The following is an 18,248-nucleotide window of genomic DNA, read 5'->3' as shown; positions in this document are numbered from 1 at the left end:
TCAGCGCCCGACCTCGAAGAACGGCGCGCCGAGCAGATCGGGAACGACGTCTATGCCGAGACCCGGCCCGTCTGGAATGCCCATGCGGCTGCCGGTGACTGGTGGCATGTTCGATGCCGTGCGCACCGTCACCCATTCATGGAAGGCGATGGCGTGCAGCCGGCGCTCTTCCGGCGTCGACAGCGACAGATGCGCCATCGCCGCGGTGTCGATCTCGGCGCCGCCCGTGTCCTCGACCGTGATCATGAAGCCGAGGTCGACGGCAACGTCGCGGATCTGGCGCGTCTTCGTCACGCCGCCGAGGCGCGAGATCTTCAGCGTCAGCCCGTCGGCCGCGCCCAGGCGATGAATTTCCAGCATCGCCTCGAGCGAGGTGACGGATTCGTCGAGCACCATCGGCTTGTCGAGCATGCGGCGCACCGACATGTTTTCATCGATCGTGGTGCAGGGCTGCTCGAACGTGTAGTCGATGGCGCGCGTGGCATCGGCGAATTGGCGCGCCTGGTAGGGAGTCCAGCCGGCATTGGCGTCGCAGAAGATGACCGTGCCTTTCGGCACCGAGGAGGCAACCGCGATGACGCGTTCGATGTCGTCACGGACATTGCCGCCGACCTTGACCTGCAGCCGGTGGAAGCCGTCCTTGACGATGCGCTTGGCCAGCGCGGCCATGGCGTCGACGCTCCCGTGCGTGACGACCTTGTAGAGTTCCGCGGTGTCGCTTTCCTTGCCGCCGAGCAGCGTGACCAGCGGCACGTCGGCTGCGCGCGCCGCCAGATCCCAGCAGGCCATGTCGAGCGCCGACTTGATGTAGGGATGGCCCTTGAACACCGTGTCCATCAGCCGCCCGATGCTGGCCAGCCCGCGCGGATCGCGGCCGATCAGATGCGGCGCGATCTCGACCACGCCGGCGCGAACGCCGGCGGGGAAGGCGGCTGAGTAAAAATTGCCGAGCGGCGCCATCTCGCCCCAGCCGGTGATGCCGCTGTCTGATGTCATGGACACGATCACCGCGTCGAAGGCGTCGGCCTCGCGCCCCTTCGACATGCGGTATGGCCCGTCCACGAAGGGCTGCATGACGTGGTAGGCCTTGATGGTCTCGATCTGCACGTGTCTTGTCCGCTGTCTGTGGTGTTGGGAACGGGTCAGGCGCCCCTCGACGGGCGTTGTTCGAGGCCGCGGGCGTAGGCAAGCAACTCCTCGAAGTCGAGATCGATATGCTCCCTGGCATGGCGCTGGGCCGCACGCATGTCCTTGCCCTTCAGCAACCGCACATAGGTTTCGTGAACGTCTTCGGCCGGCACCGGCTCGTTGCGGGCATGCTGGTGGAGCGCGAAATACATCTGCAGCCGGCTGGTCAGCCGCTGCCAGGTTTCCAGCAGCACCGAATTGTCGGCCCATTCGTAGATCAGGCCATGCAGTTGCAGCGCGGTTTCGATCTGGCGTGTCGTGTCCAATGCGCGGGTCGCCTGCTTCACGGCTTCGTGGCGCCGGTCGAGTTCGTCGAAGAAGCGCTGGTCACGCAGCGGCCACGCCCGCTCGATGGCCAGCTCGTCCATCACCTTGTTGAACGAATAGGCATCGTCGATGTCCTTGGCTGTGACCTCGATGACGAAGGTGCCGGCATAGGGGATGCTGGTCAGGATCCCTTCCTGGACCAGCTCGCGCATCGCCTCGCGCAGCGGCGCGCGGCTGACCCGCATCTGTTCGGAGATACGGAGCTCGTTGAGCTTCTGGCCGGGCGCGAGCTGGCCGGTCAGGATCGCGCGCCGCAACAGCGCAACGATCTCGGCGCGTCGCGTCGTATCCGCGATCGGACTGAAATCCGCTTTCGCCATTCGGCCACTCCCAGGAAACCGAAAGCAAGACAAGCAGATTGTCGACAATCTAACAAGAGGCTATCTCAATTGATTGGCCAACGCTGCAGAGACCGTTTCGAATTCCCTCTGGCGAGTCATATGGAGCCGCTGTGGAACGGTTGCCGCCGCTGAATGCGATCAAGGCTTTTGAAGTTGCCGCCCGTGCCGGCAGCTTCACTTTGGCCGCCTCTGAACTCGGCGTTTCGTCGGCGGCGGTCAGCCAGCAGATACGCAATCTCGAAACCTGGTTCGGCAAGCAGCTGTTCGTGCGCAGCGGCAACCGCATCGCGCTCACCGACGCCGATCGCCTCGGCAAGGCTCGGCCTGGGCATCGCGCTTGGCCAGCGGGTCATGGCGCGCGCCGATCTGGAGGCCGGTCGGCTGATTGCGCTCTCCTCCGTCTCGGTGCGCCTCGGGCACCCCTATTGTGCATTCATGCCGCCGGCCAAGGCCGACCGGGCCGATGTTGCCGGTCTGGTGGAACTGCTCAGTCGAGCGGCGCCCGCGACCTGTGGGAAGGCCGGGGCGCCGCGCTGAAGCCGGATCCCGACGGGGGTGTTCAGGTGGCCGGCTTTTCCGGTATCGGCGATACGGGCGCTCCGGGGCCGATCTTCTGCAGATTGCCCGTAATCACCTGGTCGCCCTCGGCGACGCCGCTGAGGATGGCGACCTGATCGCCGCTCGTCGGTCCGAGCGAAACCAGCCGCTGGTCGACCGTGTTGCCCTTGCCGACGACATAGAGATATTTGCCGAGCTGGCTTGAGCCCAGCGCCGTCTGGGGCACCATCAGCGCATCGGCCTGCTCTCTCACATGCAGCCGGACACGGACATACTGGCCCGGCAGCAGCGTAAACTTGCCATTGCCGATCGTCGCGCGCGCCGTGATCGTGCCGGTCGAGCGGTCGACCGAATTGTCGATGAAGGTAAGCTCGCCCTTCTGGCTTGCCTCGGTCTGGCCGGGGAGCAGGACATCCACTTCGATCGGGCCGTTCGCACGGGCTTGCTCGATCTCGGTCAGATCCGTCTCGCTCGGGTTGAAGGTGACGTAGATCGGGTCGAGCTGCACCAGCGTGTTGAGCACGGTGCCGGCGACGCTCACCAGCGTTCCGACCGAGGCCTGGTTGCGGCCAAGGCGCCCGGCAAACGGCGCCCGGATTTCAGCGTAGCTCAGATTGAGCTCTGCCGTGCGGACCGCCGCCTGGTTCAGCGCCAGCGATGCCTGCGCTTCGCGCAAGGTGCTGGTGCGCTGGTCGAAGCCGTCCTTGGCGAGGTAGCCGCTCTTGGCGAGCTCGGTGCCGCGACCAAGATTCGAGCGGGCATAGTCGAGCGTCGCCGTGTCGCGCTGCACTTGGGCCTTGGCCTGGTCGAGCGCCGCCTGGAAGTCGTCAGGCGAGATCTTGTAGAGGAGATCGCCTTGCCGGACGTCGACGCCGTCGGCTGCAGTCTGCTCCTGCAGATAGCCGGGAATCCTCGCCTGTAAGGTGATGCTGCGGATCGGCTCTGTCCGCGCGGCATAGTCGAGGTAGATCGGGATCGTCTTCTTGACGACACTGACCACCGGCACCGGCATGACGAACGCCGCCGGGGCGGGCGCCGCACCTGCCGTGCCGGCATTGAGGCTGAGATTGCCCATATCGAGCAGGTGGACGCTGGCCACCGAGATCGCACCCAGCGCGACAGCCGTTCCCAACGCGATTTTCCATTTACGCATGATCAGTCTCCAATCTTATTCGGCCGCTTCCGCCAGGGGCGGTAAAGCGTGCTCAGCAGTTGGTTCATTGTCTTGAGAGGTGGGCTCGTCTTTGCTGCGGCGTTCACGCAGCTGTTCGATGACCGCGTAGAACACCGGCACGAACACCAGCGACAGGATGGTCGCCGCGACCATGCCGCCGAACACGGTGGTGCCGATCGACTGCCGGCTTGCCGCACCGGCGCCGGTCGCAAACATCAGCGGCAGCACGCCGAGGATGAAGGCGAAGGCCGTCATCAGGATCGGCCGCAGCCTGAGCCGTGCCGCCTCCATCGCCGCGTCGACGATGCTGAGGCCTTCCTCGCGCCGTCGCCTTGCGAATTCGACGATCAGGATCGCATTCTTGGCCGCCAGGCCGATCAGCATGACGAAGCCGATCTGCGAGTAGACGTCGATCTGCATGCCACGCAGCAACAACGCTGCGAAGGCGCCGAACAGGGCCAGTGGCACCGCCAACAGCACCATGAACGGCATCGCCCAGCTCTCATACTGCATCGCCAGGATCAGGAAGACGAAGACAATGGCGAGGCCGAAGACGACGGACGCGATCGATCCTGCCTTGAGCTCCTGGAAGGTGATGCCGGTCCATTCGAAACCGAAATCCCTTGGCAGCGCGGTTGCAGCGGCCCGTTCCATGGCGGCAACCGCCTGGCCGGAGGAAAAGCCCGGTGCGGCGCCGCCATTGATCGAGGCCGAGGCATTGTTGTTGTAGTGCGGCACGGTCTCCGGGCCGACGAAGGGCACGAGTTTGCCCAGCGTCGAGAGCGGCACCATGCCGCCGGAGGCATTGCGCACATAGAGCCGCGAAATGTCGGCGGCACCCGCACGTGCATCCTTGTCGGCCTGGATGGTCACCCGGAAGGTGCGGCCAAACAGGTTGAAGTCGTTGACGTAGAGCGAGCCGAGATAGATCTGCAGCGTGTTGAAGACATCGGGCAGGTTGAGGCCGAGCAGTTTGGCCTTGCTGCGGTCGAGGTCGTAGTTGAACTGTGGCGTCGAGGTCGAGAACGGCGAGAACAGCTGCTGCGGGTTGATTTCCGGCTGCTTGCGCGCCTCGGCGATCACGGCTTGCGTCGCATCGTTGAGGGCTGAACTGCCGCGGCCGGTCAGATCCTCGACGACGAACTCGAAGCCGCCCGTCGTGCCGATACCGGGGATCGACGGCGGATCGAAGCTCAGCGCAAAGGCCTCCGGGATCTGCATCAGCTTGCCGCGCACATCGGCGACGAGCTTCGACGCGCTCTGGTCGGGGCCCCGCTCCTCCCATGGCTTCAGGATGGCGAATTCGACCGCCGAATTCGATTGCGCGGCACTGGTCAGGAAGTTCAGGCCGCTGATCGAGCCGACGATGTCGACGCCGGGCGTCGCCTGCAGGATGTCACGCGCCTTCTGCGCCACCGCGTCGGTGCGTTCCAGCGACGCGCCGTCGGGCAACTGGATGACGACGAAGAAATAGCCCTGGTCCTCGACCGGAAGGAAGGTCGAGGGCAGCCGCTGCCAGACGAAGTAGGTGGCGACCAGCCCCGCCGCGAACAGGCCGAGCATGATCCAGCGCAAGCGGATGAGGATGCGCACACCATTGGCATAGGCGTGCGACAGCCTGTCGAAGCCGGTGTTGAACCAGCGGAACGGGGCGAACTGCGTTTCGCCGCGATGCCGCAGGAAGGCGGCACTGAGCGCGGGGCTCAGCGTCAGCGAGTTGAAGGCGGAGATGCCGACGGAGATCGCCACCGTCAGTGCGAACTGGTTGTAGAGCTTGCCGGAGACGCCGGGAATGAAGGCGACCGGCACGAACACCGCCATCAGCACCGCGGTGGTGGCGATGATCGGGCCGGTGACCTCGGTCATTGCGGCCTTGGTCGCCGCAAGCGGTTTGAGCCCGGCCTCCAGCTGTCGTTCGACATTCTCGACCACGACGATGGCGTCGTCGACGACGAGGCCGATCGCCAGCACCATGCCGAGCAGGGACAGCATGTTGAGCGAGAAGCCGAGCATCTCCATGACGACCAGCGTCGCCACCAGCGACACCGGAATGGCGATGGTCGGGATGATCGTCGTGCGCCAGCTTTGCAGGAAGAGGAACACCACGGCGACGACCAGCACCAGCGCTTCGCCGAGCGTGATCAGCACGTCATGCATCGACGCCGAGACGAAACGGGTGGTGTCGTAGTGCATCGCATAGGACACGCCCTTCGGGAAACGGCCCGACAGCTCCTGCATCTTGTCCTTGACGCGCTGCTGCAGATCGAGCGCGTTGGAGCCGGGCATCTGGTAAACGGCAAGCACCACGGTCGGGTCTTTACCGAAGAAGGCAGACGACGAATATTGCAGCGCGCCGAGTTCGATGCGGGCGACGTCGCGCAGCCTGACCAGCGAGCCGGTATCGGTGTTGGCGCGCACGACGATGTCGCCGAATTCCTTGGGATCGCTCAAGCGGCCGACGGCGTTGACCTGCATTTCGAAGGCAGTGCCGGCCGGGGCCGGCGACTGGCCGATCTTGCCGGCCGCCACCTGGACGTTCTGTTCGGCGATGGCGTTTTGCACATCGACGGCGGTGATGCCGAGATTGGCGAGCTTGTCGGGGTCGAGCCAGACGCGCATCGAATAGCGCCGTTCGCCGAAGATCTGCACATCGCCGACGCCGGGCAGCCGCTTCAGCGGGTCGACCACCTGCAGATAGGCAAGATTGCTCAGCGCCACCGGATCGACCGAACTGTCGGGCGAAGTCAGGTTGACGATGAGGACGAAATTCGGATTCTGCTTCTTGATCGTCACGCCGCCCTGGTTGACGATCGCCGGCAGCGACGAGGCGGCCTGCGAGACGCGGTTCTGCACGTCGACGGCGGCGGTGCTCAGCGAATAGCCGACATCGAAGGTGATGGTGATGGTCGAGGAGCCGTCATTGGAACTCGTCGACGACATGTAGGTCATGCCCTGCACGCCGTTGATCTGCTGCTCCAGCGGCGTCGTCACCGTGTCGGCCACCACTTGTGCGCTGGCGCCCGGATAATGGGCGCTGACCACGACCTGCGGCGGCGTGATGTCGGGAAACTGCGAGACGGGCAGCAGGAAATAACAAATCGACCCGGCGAGCACCATGATGATGGCGATCGCCGAGGCGAAGATCGGACGGTGAATGAAAAAGTTTACCACGACACGCACGCCTCTCCGGCTGCTGTTGCCCGCCCGAAGGCGCTGGCAACCCTGGACAGCCTTTGGCCGCGCTTGTCACCGCGGTCGTCCCGCGAACGCAGCAACCGCACCTCGCCACGCTGCGTATCGGCGAGCGAGCGCAACATCGTCTCGAAGGCGCGCGGGTCGACGCCATCGGCTTTCATGACCAGCCGGATCATCGGATCCCGGACGGCTTCATCTATGGTAAGATCGCGGCGCTGTGGCATGGCCGGCTCCTTGTCTGTCGATTCGCAGCCCGTGCTCGCGAACCGTTTTCATCTCTTCACCGGCCGAGGCCGCATGATTGGCAGTTTCTCGCCCCTCTCGTCTGGCAGGGCCGTTCACGGCCTTGTTATTGACGGTGGACGATATAGGTGTTACCAGTAAGTAACATTCTGGAAGTTACAGACCGGTAACACCCTAGTCAAGAGGTGGCCGAGGGTTTTTTGGAAACGAAAGGAGATCATGATGGCAGACGGCATCGTGGAGCGCTCTCGTCCCCGGGATCGGATCCTGGAGACGGCACGCGACATGTTCCACAAGCATGGCATCAAGGGCGTCGGCGTCGACGCCATCACCGAAGCTGCCGGCACGAACAAGATGACGCTCTATCGTCACTTCGAATCCAAGGACGAACTGATCGTCGAATGCCTGCGCGCCAATGCGGCCAAGGCCGGCGCTATGTGGGAAGCATTCGAGGCCGAATTCCCTGGTGACAAGCTTGCCCAGCTGCATGCCTGGGTTCGCAAGGCGGCTGCCATGCTCAATGCGGACGGCCGCGGCTGCGACATGGCCAACGCCGCCGCTGAGCTGACCGAGCCGGACCATCCGGCCAGGCTGGTGATCAAGGAGCTCAAGGAAGCCCAGCGCGCGCGCCTTGTGACGCTATGTCGGGATGCCGGCATTGGTCAGGCCGAACTGCTCGCCGATACGCTGTCGCTGCTGTTCGAGGGCGCGCGTGTCAGCGTGCAGACCGTGGGTACCGAAGGTCCGAGCACCCAGTTCGTGCGCATGGCCGAAGGGCTGATCGTTTCGTTCCGGGGCGCTGCCGCCGGTTGAGATCCGCCACGATTGTTGGCGGGTTACGGCTCTATGACGGAGGGCCGTCTACGCCGTTGACCCAGGCGGTATGGAAACTCCGGCGGCCAAACGAAAAAAGCCCGCTGCCGGGAGGAGGTGGCAGCGGGCTCGATTTTCGAATGTGGCGCGGGAGGAGGTGCACCCCATTCAGCGTCGGCATCGCATCTGGGAGGAGTAGATGGCCGACAACCAGAACCTACGAGTTGCCCAACGATTCGGCAACAAAGAAACTTGCATAGCTGCTGTGCAGATTTGCCGTGCCAATTATCATACAAATCCGGCAACAGGCATTTTTTCAGGCCGCCTGCTTCACTGCACCGGCACGTTTTCCCTGAAGATCAAGCGCGGTTCGATGAACTTGCGCGTCAGATAGGGTGCGGAGGAGGCAATCGAGCCGAGCAGGCGAATGACCGACTGCTCGGCGATCAGCCGCGCATTCTGGTCGATGACGACATCGGCGAGATCGTCGACGAGATGACCGCGCGTGTCCTTGGTCAGGTCGTGGCAGATGAACACCGGCTTGCGGTTCGGCCTGGCCTCGCGGATCGCCTTTGCAACGCCCGAATGTCCAGCTCCGACGCAATAGATGCCGAGCAACTCCGGCTCGTCGTGCAGTGCCTTCATGGTCTCGGTGTAGCCGGCATCGGGCTCGTCGTTGATCTCGACGGCGCTGCTGACGGTCAGATTGGGAAACTCCTCGTTGAGCACCGAGCGGAAACCCATCTCGCGTTCCTCGTGGCCGCGATAGGAACGTGAGCCGACGACCATCGCCAGATGGCCGGTGCGGCCGCCAAGGAAGCGTCCCATCAGCAGCGCCGCCGTTCGTCCCGCCACCCGGTTGTCGATGCCGACATAGGCCGCGCGCGGTGCCGTCGGAACATCGGACACCAGCGTCACCAGACGCATGCCGGCTTCGACGATGTCGCGCAGGATGTTGCGCGTACGCGGATGATCGACAGCGATCACGCCAACGCCATTGGCCCTGAGCGACAGGTTTTCGACAGCGCTCTGCAGCGCGTTCGGCGAGATACCGGCGAGATTGTGGATCCGGCACGAGGCGACAAGCGGCAGACGCGCGGCGTAGTCCTCGATATGCCCGGCGAGATCGCGCATGAAGGCATTGCTGCCGATCGGCAGCAGGAATTCGAGGTGGGCGGGCCGTGAGGGCAGCGTCACCTGATCGGCGACCGGCAGGTAGCCGAGTTGCTTCGCCGCCTCCATGACGCGCTGGCGGTTGGCCGCACTCGCACCCGGCCGGTTGTTCAGCACCCTGTCGACCGTTGCGGTCGACAGCCCGCAATTGCGGGCGATATCCGAGACGGTGGCTTTCATGCCGCTACCCACAGCCCGCAATTGCGGACGATATCCGAAACGGTGGCTTTCATGCCGCTACCTATGCGCCCTGCGATGCCGCGCCAGACAAGCGATGCGATCTGAGGCAGCGGTGATTGCCGCCATCACCCGACAGTCAGTGCGACGGCTTGCCATCGGTGATGGCATCGCGGATTTCCTTGTCCGACATGCCGGTGATGATCCGCTCTACCTCCGCCACGCTGGTCGTCTTCGGGTCGATGTCGTCGGCGACCACCTTGCCCCGGCGCATGACGACGATGCGGTCGACCACCTGGAAGACATGGTGGATGTTGTGGGCGATGAAAATGCAGGAGTGACCGGAATCGCGGGCGCTGCGCACGAAACTCAGCACGCCCTGTGTTTCGGCGACGCCCAGATTGTTGGTGGGCTCGTCGAGGATGATCAGGTCGCTGTCGAAATGCATGGCGCGCGCGATCGCCACCGCCTGACGCTCGCCGCCGGAGAGCGAGCCGATCGGCGTCGTCGGCGGGATGTTCTTCGAGATGCCGACCTGCTTGAGCAAATCGCGGGCAACCGTGTTCATCGCCTCCTGGTCCATCCGGTTGAGGAAGCGCGGCGGCTTGATCGGCTCGCGCCCGAGGAACAGATTGCGGGCGATCGACAGTTGCGTGACCAGTGCGGAGTCCTGGTAGATCGTCTCGATGCCATGGGCGATGGCGTCGCTGGTGCTGCGCAGGCTCACCTTCTTGCCACGGATGAAGATATCGCCGCTGGTCAGCGGAACGGCACCCGAAAGCACCTTGATCAGCGTCGACTTGCCGGCGCCATTGTCGCCGAGCAAGCCGACGATCTCCCGTTCATTGACATGGAAATTGGCATCCTCCAGCGCCTGCACGCGGCCGTAGGACTTGCGGATGTTCGTCATGCGGATCAGTGGCTCGGCCATGGTTCAAGTCCCCGCCTGATGCCGGCGTTCCAGCCATGAATGCAGTGCCATCATGCCGAGGATGATGGCACCGATGAAGATGTTGTAGGCAAGACCAGGCACGCCGATCAGCACGATGCCGTTGCGCATCACGCGCAGGATCAGGATGCCGAGCACGGTGCCGATGATCGTGCCGCGCCCGCCGGTAAGTGCGGTACCGCCGATCACCACCATGGCGATGACTTCCAACTCATAGCCGGTACCGCTGTTGGGGTTGGCGGCGGACGTGCGCAACGAAGAGATGACGCCGGCAAGCGAGGCCATGACCGACGACAGCACGAACAGGCCGATCTTGACCCCGCTGACATTGACGCCGCGCGCCCGCGCCGCGCTCGGGTTGCCGCCGGCCGCCTGGATCCAGTTGCCGGTGCGGCTTTGCGTCAGCACATAGCCGAGCGCGATCGCCGCGGCGATGAACCAGAACAGTGACATGTAGATGCGGAACGGGCCGATGAAGAAGTCGCCGACCAGCGCTTCCGCCAGCCAGCTGCCCTCCGCACTCCAGGTGCGCTGGGGAAAACCGTCGGTGACGAAAAGGGCGGTGCCGCGCACCACCAGCAGCATGCCGAGCGTCACCAGGAAGGATGGGATCTTGAGCTGCGTCACGAACCAGCCATTGACCAGCCCGATGAAGGCGGCGACCAGCAGCGCGGCGACAAAGCCGGCTTCGAGCGAGGTCAGGCCGCTGTTGAACAGGGTCCACATCAAGACCGGCGAGAAGCCGAACAGGGAGCCGACCGAGAGGTCGAACTCGCCGGACGTCATCAACAGCGTCATCGCCAGCGCGATCAGGCCGAGCTCGACCGTGAAAGCCAGCGTGTTGGAGATGTTCTGCGGCGACAGGAAGTCGTGGTTGAAACTCCAGAAAACGGCGATCTCGACGACGAGCAGCACGAAAGGGCCGAATTCCGGCCGTGCGATCAGGCGTGGGACGAGCGAATGATTTTCCACAGGCAATCCGCGACATGAGTGGAAGGCTGAGCGTTGCACATCGCGTGCGAAGGGCTCGGCGAAATGGAGAGCCAGTCGCGACCGTTGGGCGGCCGCGACTGTTGAGATTGGATGTTACTTGCCGGACAGGATGTCGTCGTAGATCTGCGCGGTGTCTTTTTCATAGAGCGCGCCGGTGATGACGTTGAAGCCCGGAGGAATGCCGCCGGCGGCCATATTGGCCAGCGAAAGCGCGACATAGCTGGTCGCCTGCGGGTCCTGCCACTGGCCGGCATTGACATAGCCGTTCAGCACTTCCTGGGTGGTGTCGAGCGAATTGCCCCAGCCGACGACCGGGATTTCGCCCGGCTTGATGCCGACCTGGTCGAACACCCGCTTGATGGAGCCGGTGACGAGGTCGCCTAGGCCGATGATCGCCTTGACCTTGGCCTTGTTCGCCGTGAGGTAGTCGACCATGCGGTTGATCACTTCAGCCTGATCAAGCGTCGCTTCCGTGATTTCATAGGTGATGCCGAGCGGCTCGAAGACGCTCTTGATGCCTTCCTCTTCCTGCACGCCATAGGTGGCGCCGGGGATTTCGACCGGCATCCAGACGAAGTCGCCCTTCTTCACCAGGCCTTTGTCGACCAGATACTGTGCCCAATGCTTGCCGAAGGTGACATTGTCGCCGCCGACATAGGCGTTGAAATCGGCTTTCGGATCAGGCGTGTTGAAATTGATGATCGGCACTTTCGCCGCACGCGCTTCCTTGACGATCTCGATCAGGCTGCCCGGATCGGGGCTCGTGGTGACGATGCCATCGGCCTTGGCGGAGAGGGCGGCGCGAACCGCTTCCTGCTGCGAGGCGACATCGCCATTGTGGAACGAGGTGTTGACCGTGTTGCCGGTGTCCTTGGCCCACTGCTTGGCGCCGGCCAGGAAGTAGGTCCAGACCGGATCGGCCGGACCGCCATGCGAAATCCAGTAGAACGTCTTGGCCTGTGCCGCTGCTGGTACCACCATCAGCGCCACCAACAGGCCGTATAGAACGAGTCTTAGCCGTGTCAGCATTTGATTTCCTCCCGTTTGTAGATCGTCAGTTCAAAATCCGTCCCTTGTTCTGCGTCTTTTGCCAGTGCCGATTGAATGCGTCAGAGCATCCCCTTTTTCGACGGATGGCAAGCCTCCATCTGCCAGGCCTCCATTTGCAGGTGTAGTGGGCGCCTGACGGGGCGTCATCAGCCGTCCCATCAGATTGCATCAGTTGAGGTGATTTTCCGACTGTCGGATAATTGGTGTGATGTTTCGGTCGCGCGAACGCGGCCTGCGCCGACAAGGGCACGCCGACGACCATCCCAGGCCCACGGGACCAGGTCCGCAGCGCCCTGGCAGGGCGCCGACGATACCGGTTGCTAGATCAGATCGGCTCTGGCCAGCTCCCGCATCAGGTGGCTGGCGCCGTAGGTCCAGTGCGGGCAGTCGGGCGACAGCCGCACCCGGTTGACCAGCGCACCGAATTTTTCCGACGAGATGGTGACGATGTCGCCGACCTTGTGGGTAAATCCCTTGCCCTTCTCGCCGCGATCCTTGGATGGAACGAACATGGTGCCGAGATAGAGCGCCAGCCCGTCCGGATACTGGTGGTGCGGCCCCATGGCCGCGGCGACCAGTTCCTCCGGCGAGCGGCTGATCTCGGCCATCGAGCTTGCGCCCTCCAGCGAGAACCCGTCCTCGCCCTCGACTTTCAGGCGCACGACGGCGCGCTTGACGTCATCGATGGAGAATTTGTCGTCGAACAGGCGGATGAAGGGGCCGAGTGAGGCCGAGGCATTGTTATCCTTGGCCTTGCCGAGCAGCAGCGCCGAACGCCCTTCGACGTCGCGCAGATTGACGTCGTTGCCGATAGTGGCGCCGACGATCCTGCCGCTGGAGGCGGCGATCATGGCGATCTCGGGTTCCGGATTGTTCCAGGTCGACACCGGGTGCAGCCCAACATCGGCGCCGAAGCCCACCGAGGCCATCGGCTGGCACTTGGTGAAGATCTCGGCATCGGGGCCGATGCCCACTTCCAGATATTGCGACCAGGCGCCGCGCGAAATCAGCTTGGCCTTGATCTCCATCGCCTCGGGCGAACCGGGCTTCAGCTTCGACAGGTCGTGGCCGATCAGTCCGGCAATGTCGGCGCGGATGGCATCGGCTTTTGCAGCCGAACCACGCGCCTGTTCCTCGATCACCCGTTCCAGCAGGCTGACGACGAAGGTGACGCCCGATGCCTTGACCGCCTGCAGGTCGACCGGGGAGAGCAGGTAGGGTTTTGCTGGATCGCGCGCGGTTTCAAAACTGTTGGCGGCGATGTCATCGAGCGAACCGATCGGTCTGCCTTCGGCCGAGCGGACATGCCCAGCCGGGTCGGCCATCTCGCAAAGGTCGCGCATGGTCGGTGCCGTACGCGAGGTGATGTCGAAGACCGTGCCATCGCGAACCGTGACGACCAGCGGGTATGCAGCACCGCTGCTTCTGGCGCGTCCGACAAAAAGGCCCTCGCTGGGCAGGTGGGTCGGGTTCGTCATGGCGCTCTGTCCTCTTAGTGATCGACAATGTGGTGAAGTGATCGACAATGTGGGCTAGCCGGATCGGCGTGGCACTTTCACCGGATTCCCGTCAAAGGTCTATCCCGTCGCAGGCGATCGGAACTCTGGGTCTCCGGTCGTCTCGGCGGCAGTCCACAGGCGAAAGCCAGGGTACTCTTTCAAAATTGTGAAATTCTGAATAGGATTTTCACAAATCGCAGCGCATTCAGGTGACCCTTGGCGACAGCATTCTCCGATCCCATCTGGCGCAGGCCGCAGGCAGCTTCCACGTTTCAATCGCTTTCCAATGGCGAACGGGTCGATCTCGCCATCGTTGGCGGTGGCATCATGGGCTTGTCGACTGCCTTGCATGCCGCCCGGCTTGGCCTGTCGGTGCAGGTGCTGGACGCCGGCGAGATCGGCCAGGGCGCATCAGGCTTGAATGGCGGCCAGGTCATTCCCGGCCTGAAATACGATCCGGAATGGTTGCTGGAGCATTTTGGCCCGGAGCGCGGCGAGGCGCTTGTCAATTTCGCGGCGTCGACCGCCGACGCGGTGTTCGAGCTGATCCGCGACGAGAATCTGGCGGTGCCGTTCGTTCGAAATGGCTGGATCCAGGCGGCGCACACCGAGGCCGCGCTGAAGGCGGCGACGAACCGCGACCGGCAATGGCACGCGCGCGGTGCCGACGTCCGGTTGCTGAACGCAGCGGAGACCGCAGCCAGGACCGGCGCACAGGGTTATCTCGGCGGCTGGCTCGACCGCCGCGCCGGTGTGATCGATCCGCTCGCCTACACGTCTGAACTTGCCCGGGTCGGGACCGCGACTGGCGTGAGGATAGCAGAGCGCCAAAGGGTCGTGCGGCTCGCCAATGCCGCCGGTGTTTGGCGTGTTTCGACCGAAAATGGCCTGGAATTGCAGGCAAAGGCGGTCGTGCTGGCGACAAACGCCTATACGGACGGTCTGATCCCCGGTCTCGCCCAGACGATCGTGCCGCTGCATTCTTTCCAGATCGCCACAGCGCCGCTGCCGTCCAACCTGGCGGCCACGATCCTGCCGGAAGGGCAGGCGGTGTCGGACTCCAGGCGCATCCTCGTCTACTACCGCAAGAGCGCCGACGGCCGGCTGGTGCTTGGCGGACGGGGCCGCATGGCGCTGCCGACGAGCGCAGGCGACTGGGCGCATCTCGAGCGTGCGCTGGTACGGCTCTATCCCTCGCTGTCCGGCGTTCCCATCGAGAAGCGCTGGTTCGGCCGGGTGGCGATGACGCCGGACCACCTGCCGCACATCCACGAGCCGGAGAAAGGCCTGCTCGCCGTGGTCGGCTGCCAGGGTCGTGGTGTCGGCCTGATGACTGCGCTTGGCGAGCGCATCGCCAGCTACCTCCAAAGTGGCGACGCCAGGCAATTGCCTTTCCCGGTCTCGCCGATCCGGCCGATCCCGTTTCACGCCTTCCGCCAGGTCGGCGTCGCCGCGACCATCGCCTGGTATCGCCTGCTCGATGCGTTGGAGCGCTGACCAGGGCGCTTCATCCCTTGGGGCTCCGTTAGGGGATTCTGCTTGACAGTTTCATGAATATGAAAAACTCTAAGCCAATTTCAAATTTCCAATAGGCAGGTCGATGTCGACCCTAGTTGCCACATCAGCGCCAGAGGCCCGGTCTTCCCAGGGCTTCCGGGTCGCCATGCTGCTGCCGGGCGCGCTGGTCACCTTGCTGCTGATCCTGTTTGCGCTTGGCCTCGTGCTTTTCCTCGCCTTCCGCGGCAATGACGGTTCGCTGCTCGGCGCCGGTTTCACCGTCGCGAACTTCGTCACCGTGGTGTCCGATCCGCTGTACTGGACGGTGACGCTGCGCTCGCTGATCATTGCCGCTCTGGTCACGCTGGCGACGGTCGTCACTGCCTATCCCGTCGCCTACTACCTTGCCTTCCACGCCGGCCGGCGGCGCGGCCTGCTGCTGTTCCTGGTGACGCTGCCGTTCTGGACCAGCTATCTCCTGCGCGTCTTCGCCTGGAAGATCGTGCTCGCCTACAATGGCGTTTTGAACTCGGCGCTGATCGAAAGCGGCATCTGGTCCGAGCCGACATTGGCCTTTCTCAACACGCCGGCCGCCGTCGTCGTCACGCTGGCGCACGCCTATGCGCCTTTCGCCATCCTGCCGATCTACGTGGCGCTGGACACCATCCCGAAATCGCTGATCGAGGCCGCTTCCGATCTCGGCGCGCGGCCATTCACCTCTTTCCGCCGGATCGTGCTGCCCAATTCGATGCCGGGCGTGCTGGCGGCAGCCCTCGTCGTCTTCGTGCCGACGGTCGGCGACTATGTCACGCCGGCGCTCGTCGGCGGCCCGGCCAGCACCATGATCGGCACGCTGATCCAGGCGCAATTCGGCAAGGCCAATGACTGGCCGTTCGGCGCAGCACTCTCCGTCGCCGTCATGCTGGTCATCCTGTGCGTGGTGCTGGTCGCCCGCTTCGCCGACCGCAGATTTGGCAGCCGCACATGAGCACTGCACGCACGCAGGGAGGTGGCCGCTGGCTCGGCATGTATGTCGCCGCCTATTTGGTCTTTCTCTATCTGCCGGTGCTGCTGATCCCGCTGTTTTCCTTCAACAACTCGATCCAGGCAGCGTTTCCGCTGCAAGGTTTTACCTTGCAATGGTACGCGACGCTGTTCGGCAATTCGGCGCTGACCGGTGCACTCTTGAACAGCCTCGCCATCGGCGCCATCGCCGCCACGGGTGCGACGCTGTGCGGCATCACCGTATCCTACATGGACCTCTACGGCCGCTCGCCCCTGGCCGCCACCATCAGCGCCATCGCAAGGCTGCCGATCCTGATCCCGGGCGTCATCGTCGGCATATCGCTGCTGATCCTCATCAACCTCGTTGGTCTTGGGCCATCGCGCGTCGCCATCGTTCTCGGCCATATATTGGTGGCGCTGCCGACGACCGTGGTGATCATGCGCAGCCGCTTCGCCGCCATCCCGAAAACCATTCGCGAGGCGGCACTCGATCTCGGCGCCTCCGACTGGACGACCTTCCGGCGGGTCATGCTGCCGCTCAGCCTGCCGGCCATCGTCTCGGCATTCATGCTGGCCTTCCTGATCTCCTTCGACGAATTCATCGTCGTGTTCTTCCTGGCCGGCACCGAGCCGACGCTGCCGCTCTACATCTGGAGCCAGCTGCGTTTTCCCCGGTCGCTGCCGACGGTGATGGCGCTCGGCACTTCGATCCTGGCGGTGTCCTTCGTCATCGCTGCAGCAGCTGAAATCCTGCGCCATCGCGGCTTGTCCGCCACGGCGCCAAGGCCTGCGGATCCATCACAACCAAAACAAACCAAGAGAGGAGAACTGCAATGGCATTCGACCTGAAATCGATCTCTGCAAAGACTGTTTGCGCTGGATTGACGGCGTTCGCGCTGGCGCTGTCGTCGACCGTCGCTTTCGCCGGCGACAAGCTGCAATATTTCACCTGGTCGGGCTATGAACTGCCCGACTTCAACAAGAGCTTCCTTGCCGCGCATCCCGATGGCGTCGAGGCCTCGATCTTCGGTGACGACGATGACGCCTTCACCAAGGTCAAGGCCGGCTTCCGACCCGACATTGCGCATCCCTGCTATGACAAGGTGGCGCGCTGGAACAAGGAAGGCCTGCTGCAGCCGATCGACACCAAGCGCATCAAGAACTGGGACTCGATCTTCCCGGTGTTCAAGAACCTACCAGACCTGCAGGCTGGCGACGGCAAGGTCTGGATGGTGCCGTGGGACTGGGGCAACACCTCGATCCTCTACCGCACCGATCTGGTGAAGAACCCGGAAGCGAGCTGGAACCTTTTGTGGGACAAGCAGTATGCCGGTCGCATGGCGACGATCGACGCGGTGCATGACACGCCTGTCGTGGCGGCGCTGCTCGCCGGCGTCAATCCGTTCGACATGACGCCGGAGCAAATGGACAAGGTGGCCGAGAAGCTGCGCGAGCAGCGCCCGCTGCTCTCCAACTACACCACCGACATGACCTCCGTCGAACAGGCGCTGGCCAGCGGCCAATTGGTCGCCGCCATGACCTGGAACGCGTCGGCCACCTCGCTCAAGAAGCAGGGCGTGCCGGTCGAGTTCATGAAGCCCAAGGAGGGCATGCTGACCTGGGCCTGCGGCTTCGTGATGCTCAAGGACGCCAAGAATGTCGACCTCGCCTATGATTTCATCAACAGCCGGCTGGAGACGGATTCCGGCAAATACCTGATCGAGGCCTACGGCTATGGCAGCTCGACCAGTTCGGCCTTCGCCGCGGTGCCGAAGGAGGAGCTGGAGAAATTGCAGCTGCCGTCCGACCCGGAGGTGATGCTGAAGACCACCATCTTCACCGGACCGATGAAACAGAATGACGACCTCGCCAAGATGTTTGAGAAGGTGAAGGCGGGGGGATAAAGCTCCCCCTTCTCCCCTTGTGGGAGAAGGTGTCGCCGAAGGCGACGGATGAGGGGTGCTCCAGGGAACACCAGCGTCTCACTCCGCTGGAACACCCCTCAACCGTCTCGGCGCTGCGCGCCGATCCACCTTCTCCCACAAGGGGAGAAGGGAAAGCAAACG

16 protein-coding genes and 1 pseudogene are annotated in these 18,248 nt (G+C 63.7%); 7 read left to right on the top strand and 10 right to left on the bottom strand.

Annotated elements, in window-relative coordinates; translation table 11 throughout:
• Both LB519_RS10075 and LB519_RS10070 read right to left on the bottom strand, forming a co-directional pair.
• On the bottom strand, positions 1-1,107 hold the full coding sequence (locus LB519_RS10075; RefSeq protein ID WP_224619738.1) for a mandelate racemase/muconate lactonizing enzyme family protein: 1,107 nt from the start codon (positions 1,105-1,107) through the stop codon (positions 1-3).
• A 35-nt stretch (positions 1,108-1,142) separates the two neighbouring features.
• The gene (locus LB519_RS10070) at positions 1,143-1,835 is read right to left on the bottom strand and encodes a GntR family transcriptional regulator (RefSeq protein WP_023808713.1); all 693 of its coding nucleotides are present in this window, start codon (positions 1,833-1,835) and stop codon (positions 1,143-1,145) included.
• Between the two features lie 131 nt (positions 1,836-1,966).
• Between LB519_RS10070 and LB519_RS10065 the strand changes: the two are divergent.
• A pseudogene (locus tag LB519_RS10065) lies at positions 1,967-2,098 on the top strand (LysR family transcriptional regulator); the annotation flags it as partial.
• A 109-nt stretch (positions 2,099-2,207) separates the two neighbouring features.
• Positions 2,208-2,393, top strand: coding sequence for a hypothetical protein (locus tag LB519_RS10060; protein ID WP_224620052.1), 186 nt, complete (start codon positions 2,208-2,210; stop codon positions 2,391-2,393).
• A gap of 22 nt (positions 2,394-2,415) precedes the next feature.
• Here LB519_RS10060 and LB519_RS10055 read toward each other — a convergent pair whose 3' ends face one another.
• From LB519_RS10055 to LB519_RS10045, 3 genes are read right to left on the bottom strand one after another with little or no spacing between them, the layout of a single operon-like run.
• On the bottom strand, positions 2,416-3,567 hold the full coding sequence (locus tag LB519_RS10055; protein WP_013532876.1) for an efflux RND transporter periplasmic adaptor subunit: 1,152 nt from the start codon (positions 3,565-3,567) through the stop codon (positions 2,416-2,418).
• A 15-nt stretch (positions 3,568-3,582) separates the two neighbouring features.
• On the bottom strand, positions 3,583-6,759 hold the full coding sequence (locus LB519_RS10050) for an efflux RND transporter permease subunit (protein ID WP_224619736.1): 3,177 nt from the start codon (positions 6,757-6,759) through the stop codon (positions 3,583-3,585).
• Positions 6,753-7,007 carry a hypothetical protein gene (locus LB519_RS10045; protein WP_224619734.1) on the bottom strand — a complete coding sequence of 85 codons (255 nt, stop codon included), beginning with the start codon at positions 7,005-7,007 and terminating at the stop codon, positions 6,753-6,755. Before LB519_RS10045 ends, LB519_RS10050 begins: the two co-directional genes overlap by 7 nt.
• Before the next feature lie 241 nt (positions 7,008-7,248).
• On the opposite strand from LB519_RS10045, the gene LB519_RS10040 reads away from it, so the two are divergent.
• Complete coding sequence (locus LB519_RS10040; protein WP_013532873.1) at positions 7,249-7,839, top strand: TetR/AcrR family transcriptional regulator; 591 nt, start codon at positions 7,249-7,251, stop codon at positions 7,837-7,839.
• A 330-nt stretch (positions 7,840-8,169) separates the two neighbouring features.
• Here LB519_RS10040 and LB519_RS10035 read toward each other — a convergent pair whose 3' ends face one another.
• The 5 genes from LB519_RS10035 to LB519_RS10015 all read right to left on the bottom strand — a co-directional run bounded on the left by LB519_RS10035 (position 8,170) and on the right by LB519_RS10015 (position 13,659).
• The gene (locus LB519_RS10035) at positions 8,170-9,192 is read right to left on the bottom strand and encodes a LacI family DNA-binding transcriptional regulator (RefSeq protein WP_224619733.1); all 1,023 of its coding nucleotides are present in this window, start codon (positions 9,190-9,192) and stop codon (positions 8,170-8,172) included.
• A 136-nt stretch (positions 9,193-9,328) separates the two neighbouring features.
• Entirely contained in the window at positions 9,329-10,120 is a 792-nt protein-coding gene (locus tag LB519_RS10030) for an ATP-binding cassette domain-containing protein (protein WP_013532870.1), read from the bottom strand.
• Positions 10,121-10,123: 3 nt separating this feature from the next.
• Positions 10,124-11,110, bottom strand: coding sequence for an ABC transporter permease (locus LB519_RS10025; RefSeq protein WP_013532869.1), 987 nt, complete (start codon positions 11,108-11,110; stop codon positions 10,124-10,126).
• 114 nt (positions 11,111-11,224) lie between these two features.
• A complete protein-coding gene (locus LB519_RS10020) occupies positions 11,225-12,160 on the bottom strand; it encodes a substrate-binding domain-containing protein (RefSeq protein ID WP_013532868.1) in 936 nt (311 codons plus the stop codon).
• 341 nt (positions 12,161-12,501) lie between these two features.
• On the bottom strand, positions 12,502-13,659 hold the full coding sequence (locus LB519_RS10015; RefSeq protein ID WP_224619731.1) for a fumarylacetoacetate hydrolase family protein: 1,158 nt from the start codon (positions 13,657-13,659) through the stop codon (positions 12,502-12,504).
• Positions 13,660-13,896: 237 nt separating this feature from the next.
• Here LB519_RS10015 and LB519_RS10010 point away from each other — a divergent pair, with 237 nt between their 5' ends.
• From LB519_RS10010 to LB519_RS09995, 4 genes are all read left to right on the top strand, one after another.
• Positions 13,897-15,177 (top strand): NAD(P)/FAD-dependent oxidoreductase, encoded by a 1,281-nt coding sequence (locus LB519_RS10010; RefSeq protein ID WP_224619730.1) that lies wholly within the window; start codon positions 13,897-13,899, stop codon positions 15,175-15,177.
• Positions 15,178-15,280: 103 nt separating this feature from the next.
• Complete coding sequence (locus tag LB519_RS10005; RefSeq protein WP_013532864.1) at positions 15,281-16,165, top strand: ABC transporter permease; 885 nt, start codon at positions 15,281-15,283, stop codon at positions 16,163-16,165.
• Complete coding sequence (locus LB519_RS10000; protein WP_224619729.1) at positions 16,162-17,031, top strand: ABC transporter permease; 870 nt, start codon at positions 16,162-16,164, stop codon at positions 17,029-17,031. The genes LB519_RS10005 and LB519_RS10000 overlap by 4 nt, the downstream gene beginning before the upstream one ends.
• Positions 17,016-18,086 (top strand): ABC transporter substrate-binding protein, encoded by a 1,071-nt coding sequence (locus LB519_RS09995; RefSeq protein ID WP_024502621.1) that lies wholly within the window; start codon positions 17,016-17,018, stop codon positions 18,084-18,086. Before LB519_RS10000 ends, LB519_RS09995 begins: the two co-directional genes overlap by 16 nt.
• The last annotated feature ends 162 nt before the right edge of the window (positions 18,087-18,248 follow it).

This window comes from Mesorhizobium sp. AD1-1 (assembly GCF_020164655.1).
GTDB classification, from domain to species: Bacteria; Pseudomonadota; Alphaproteobacteria; order Rhizobiales; family Rhizobiaceae; genus Mesorhizobium; species Mesorhizobium ciceri.
Note: the sequence above shows the minus strand (reverse complement) of the source record. Positions and strands in the feature narration are given on the sequence as shown.

Coding starts and splice junctions, on each gene's coding strand:
- LB519_RS10005 (WP_013532864.1), top strand. CDS start 15,281: ATGTCGACCCTAGTTGCCACATCAGCGCCAGAGGCCCGGTCTTCCCAG.
- LB519_RS10000 (WP_224619729.1), top strand. CDS start 16,162: ATGAGCACTGCACGCACGCAGGGAGGTGGCCGCTGGCTCGGCATGTAT.
- LB519_RS10015 (WP_224619731.1), bottom strand. CDS start 13,659: ATGACGAACCCGACCCACCTGCCCAGCGAGGGCCTTTTTGTCGGACGC.
- LB519_RS10020 (WP_013532868.1), bottom strand. CDS start 12,160: ATGCTGACACGGCTAAGACTCGTTCTATACGGCCTGTTGGTGGCGCTG.
- LB519_RS10035 (WP_224619733.1), bottom strand. CDS start 9,192: ATGAAAGCCACCGTCTCGGATATCGCCCGCAATTGCGGGCTGTCGACC.
- LB519_RS10055 (WP_013532876.1), bottom strand. CDS start 3,567: ATGCGTAAATGGAAAATCGCGTTGGGAACGGCTGTCGCGCTGGGTGCG.
- LB519_RS10070 (WP_023808713.1), bottom strand. CDS start 1,835: ATGGCGAAAGCGGATTTCAGTCCGATCGCGGATACGACGCGACGCGCC.
- LB519_RS10045 (WP_224619734.1), bottom strand. CDS start 7,007: ATGCCACAGCGCCGCGATCTTACCATAGATGAAGCCGTCCGGGATCCG.
- LB519_RS10030 (WP_013532870.1), bottom strand. CDS start 10,120: ATGGCCGAGCCACTGATCCGCATGACGAACATCCGCAAGTCCTACGGC.
- LB519_RS10060 (WP_224620052.1), top strand. CDS start 2,208: ATGGCGCGCGCCGATCTGGAGGCCGGTCGGCTGATTGCGCTCTCCTCC.
- LB519_RS09995 (WP_024502621.1), top strand. CDS start 17,016: ATGGCATTCGACCTGAAATCGATCTCTGCAAAGACTGTTTGCGCTGGA.
- LB519_RS10040 (WP_013532873.1), top strand. CDS start 7,249: ATGGCAGACGGCATCGTGGAGCGCTCTCGTCCCCGGGATCGGATCCTG.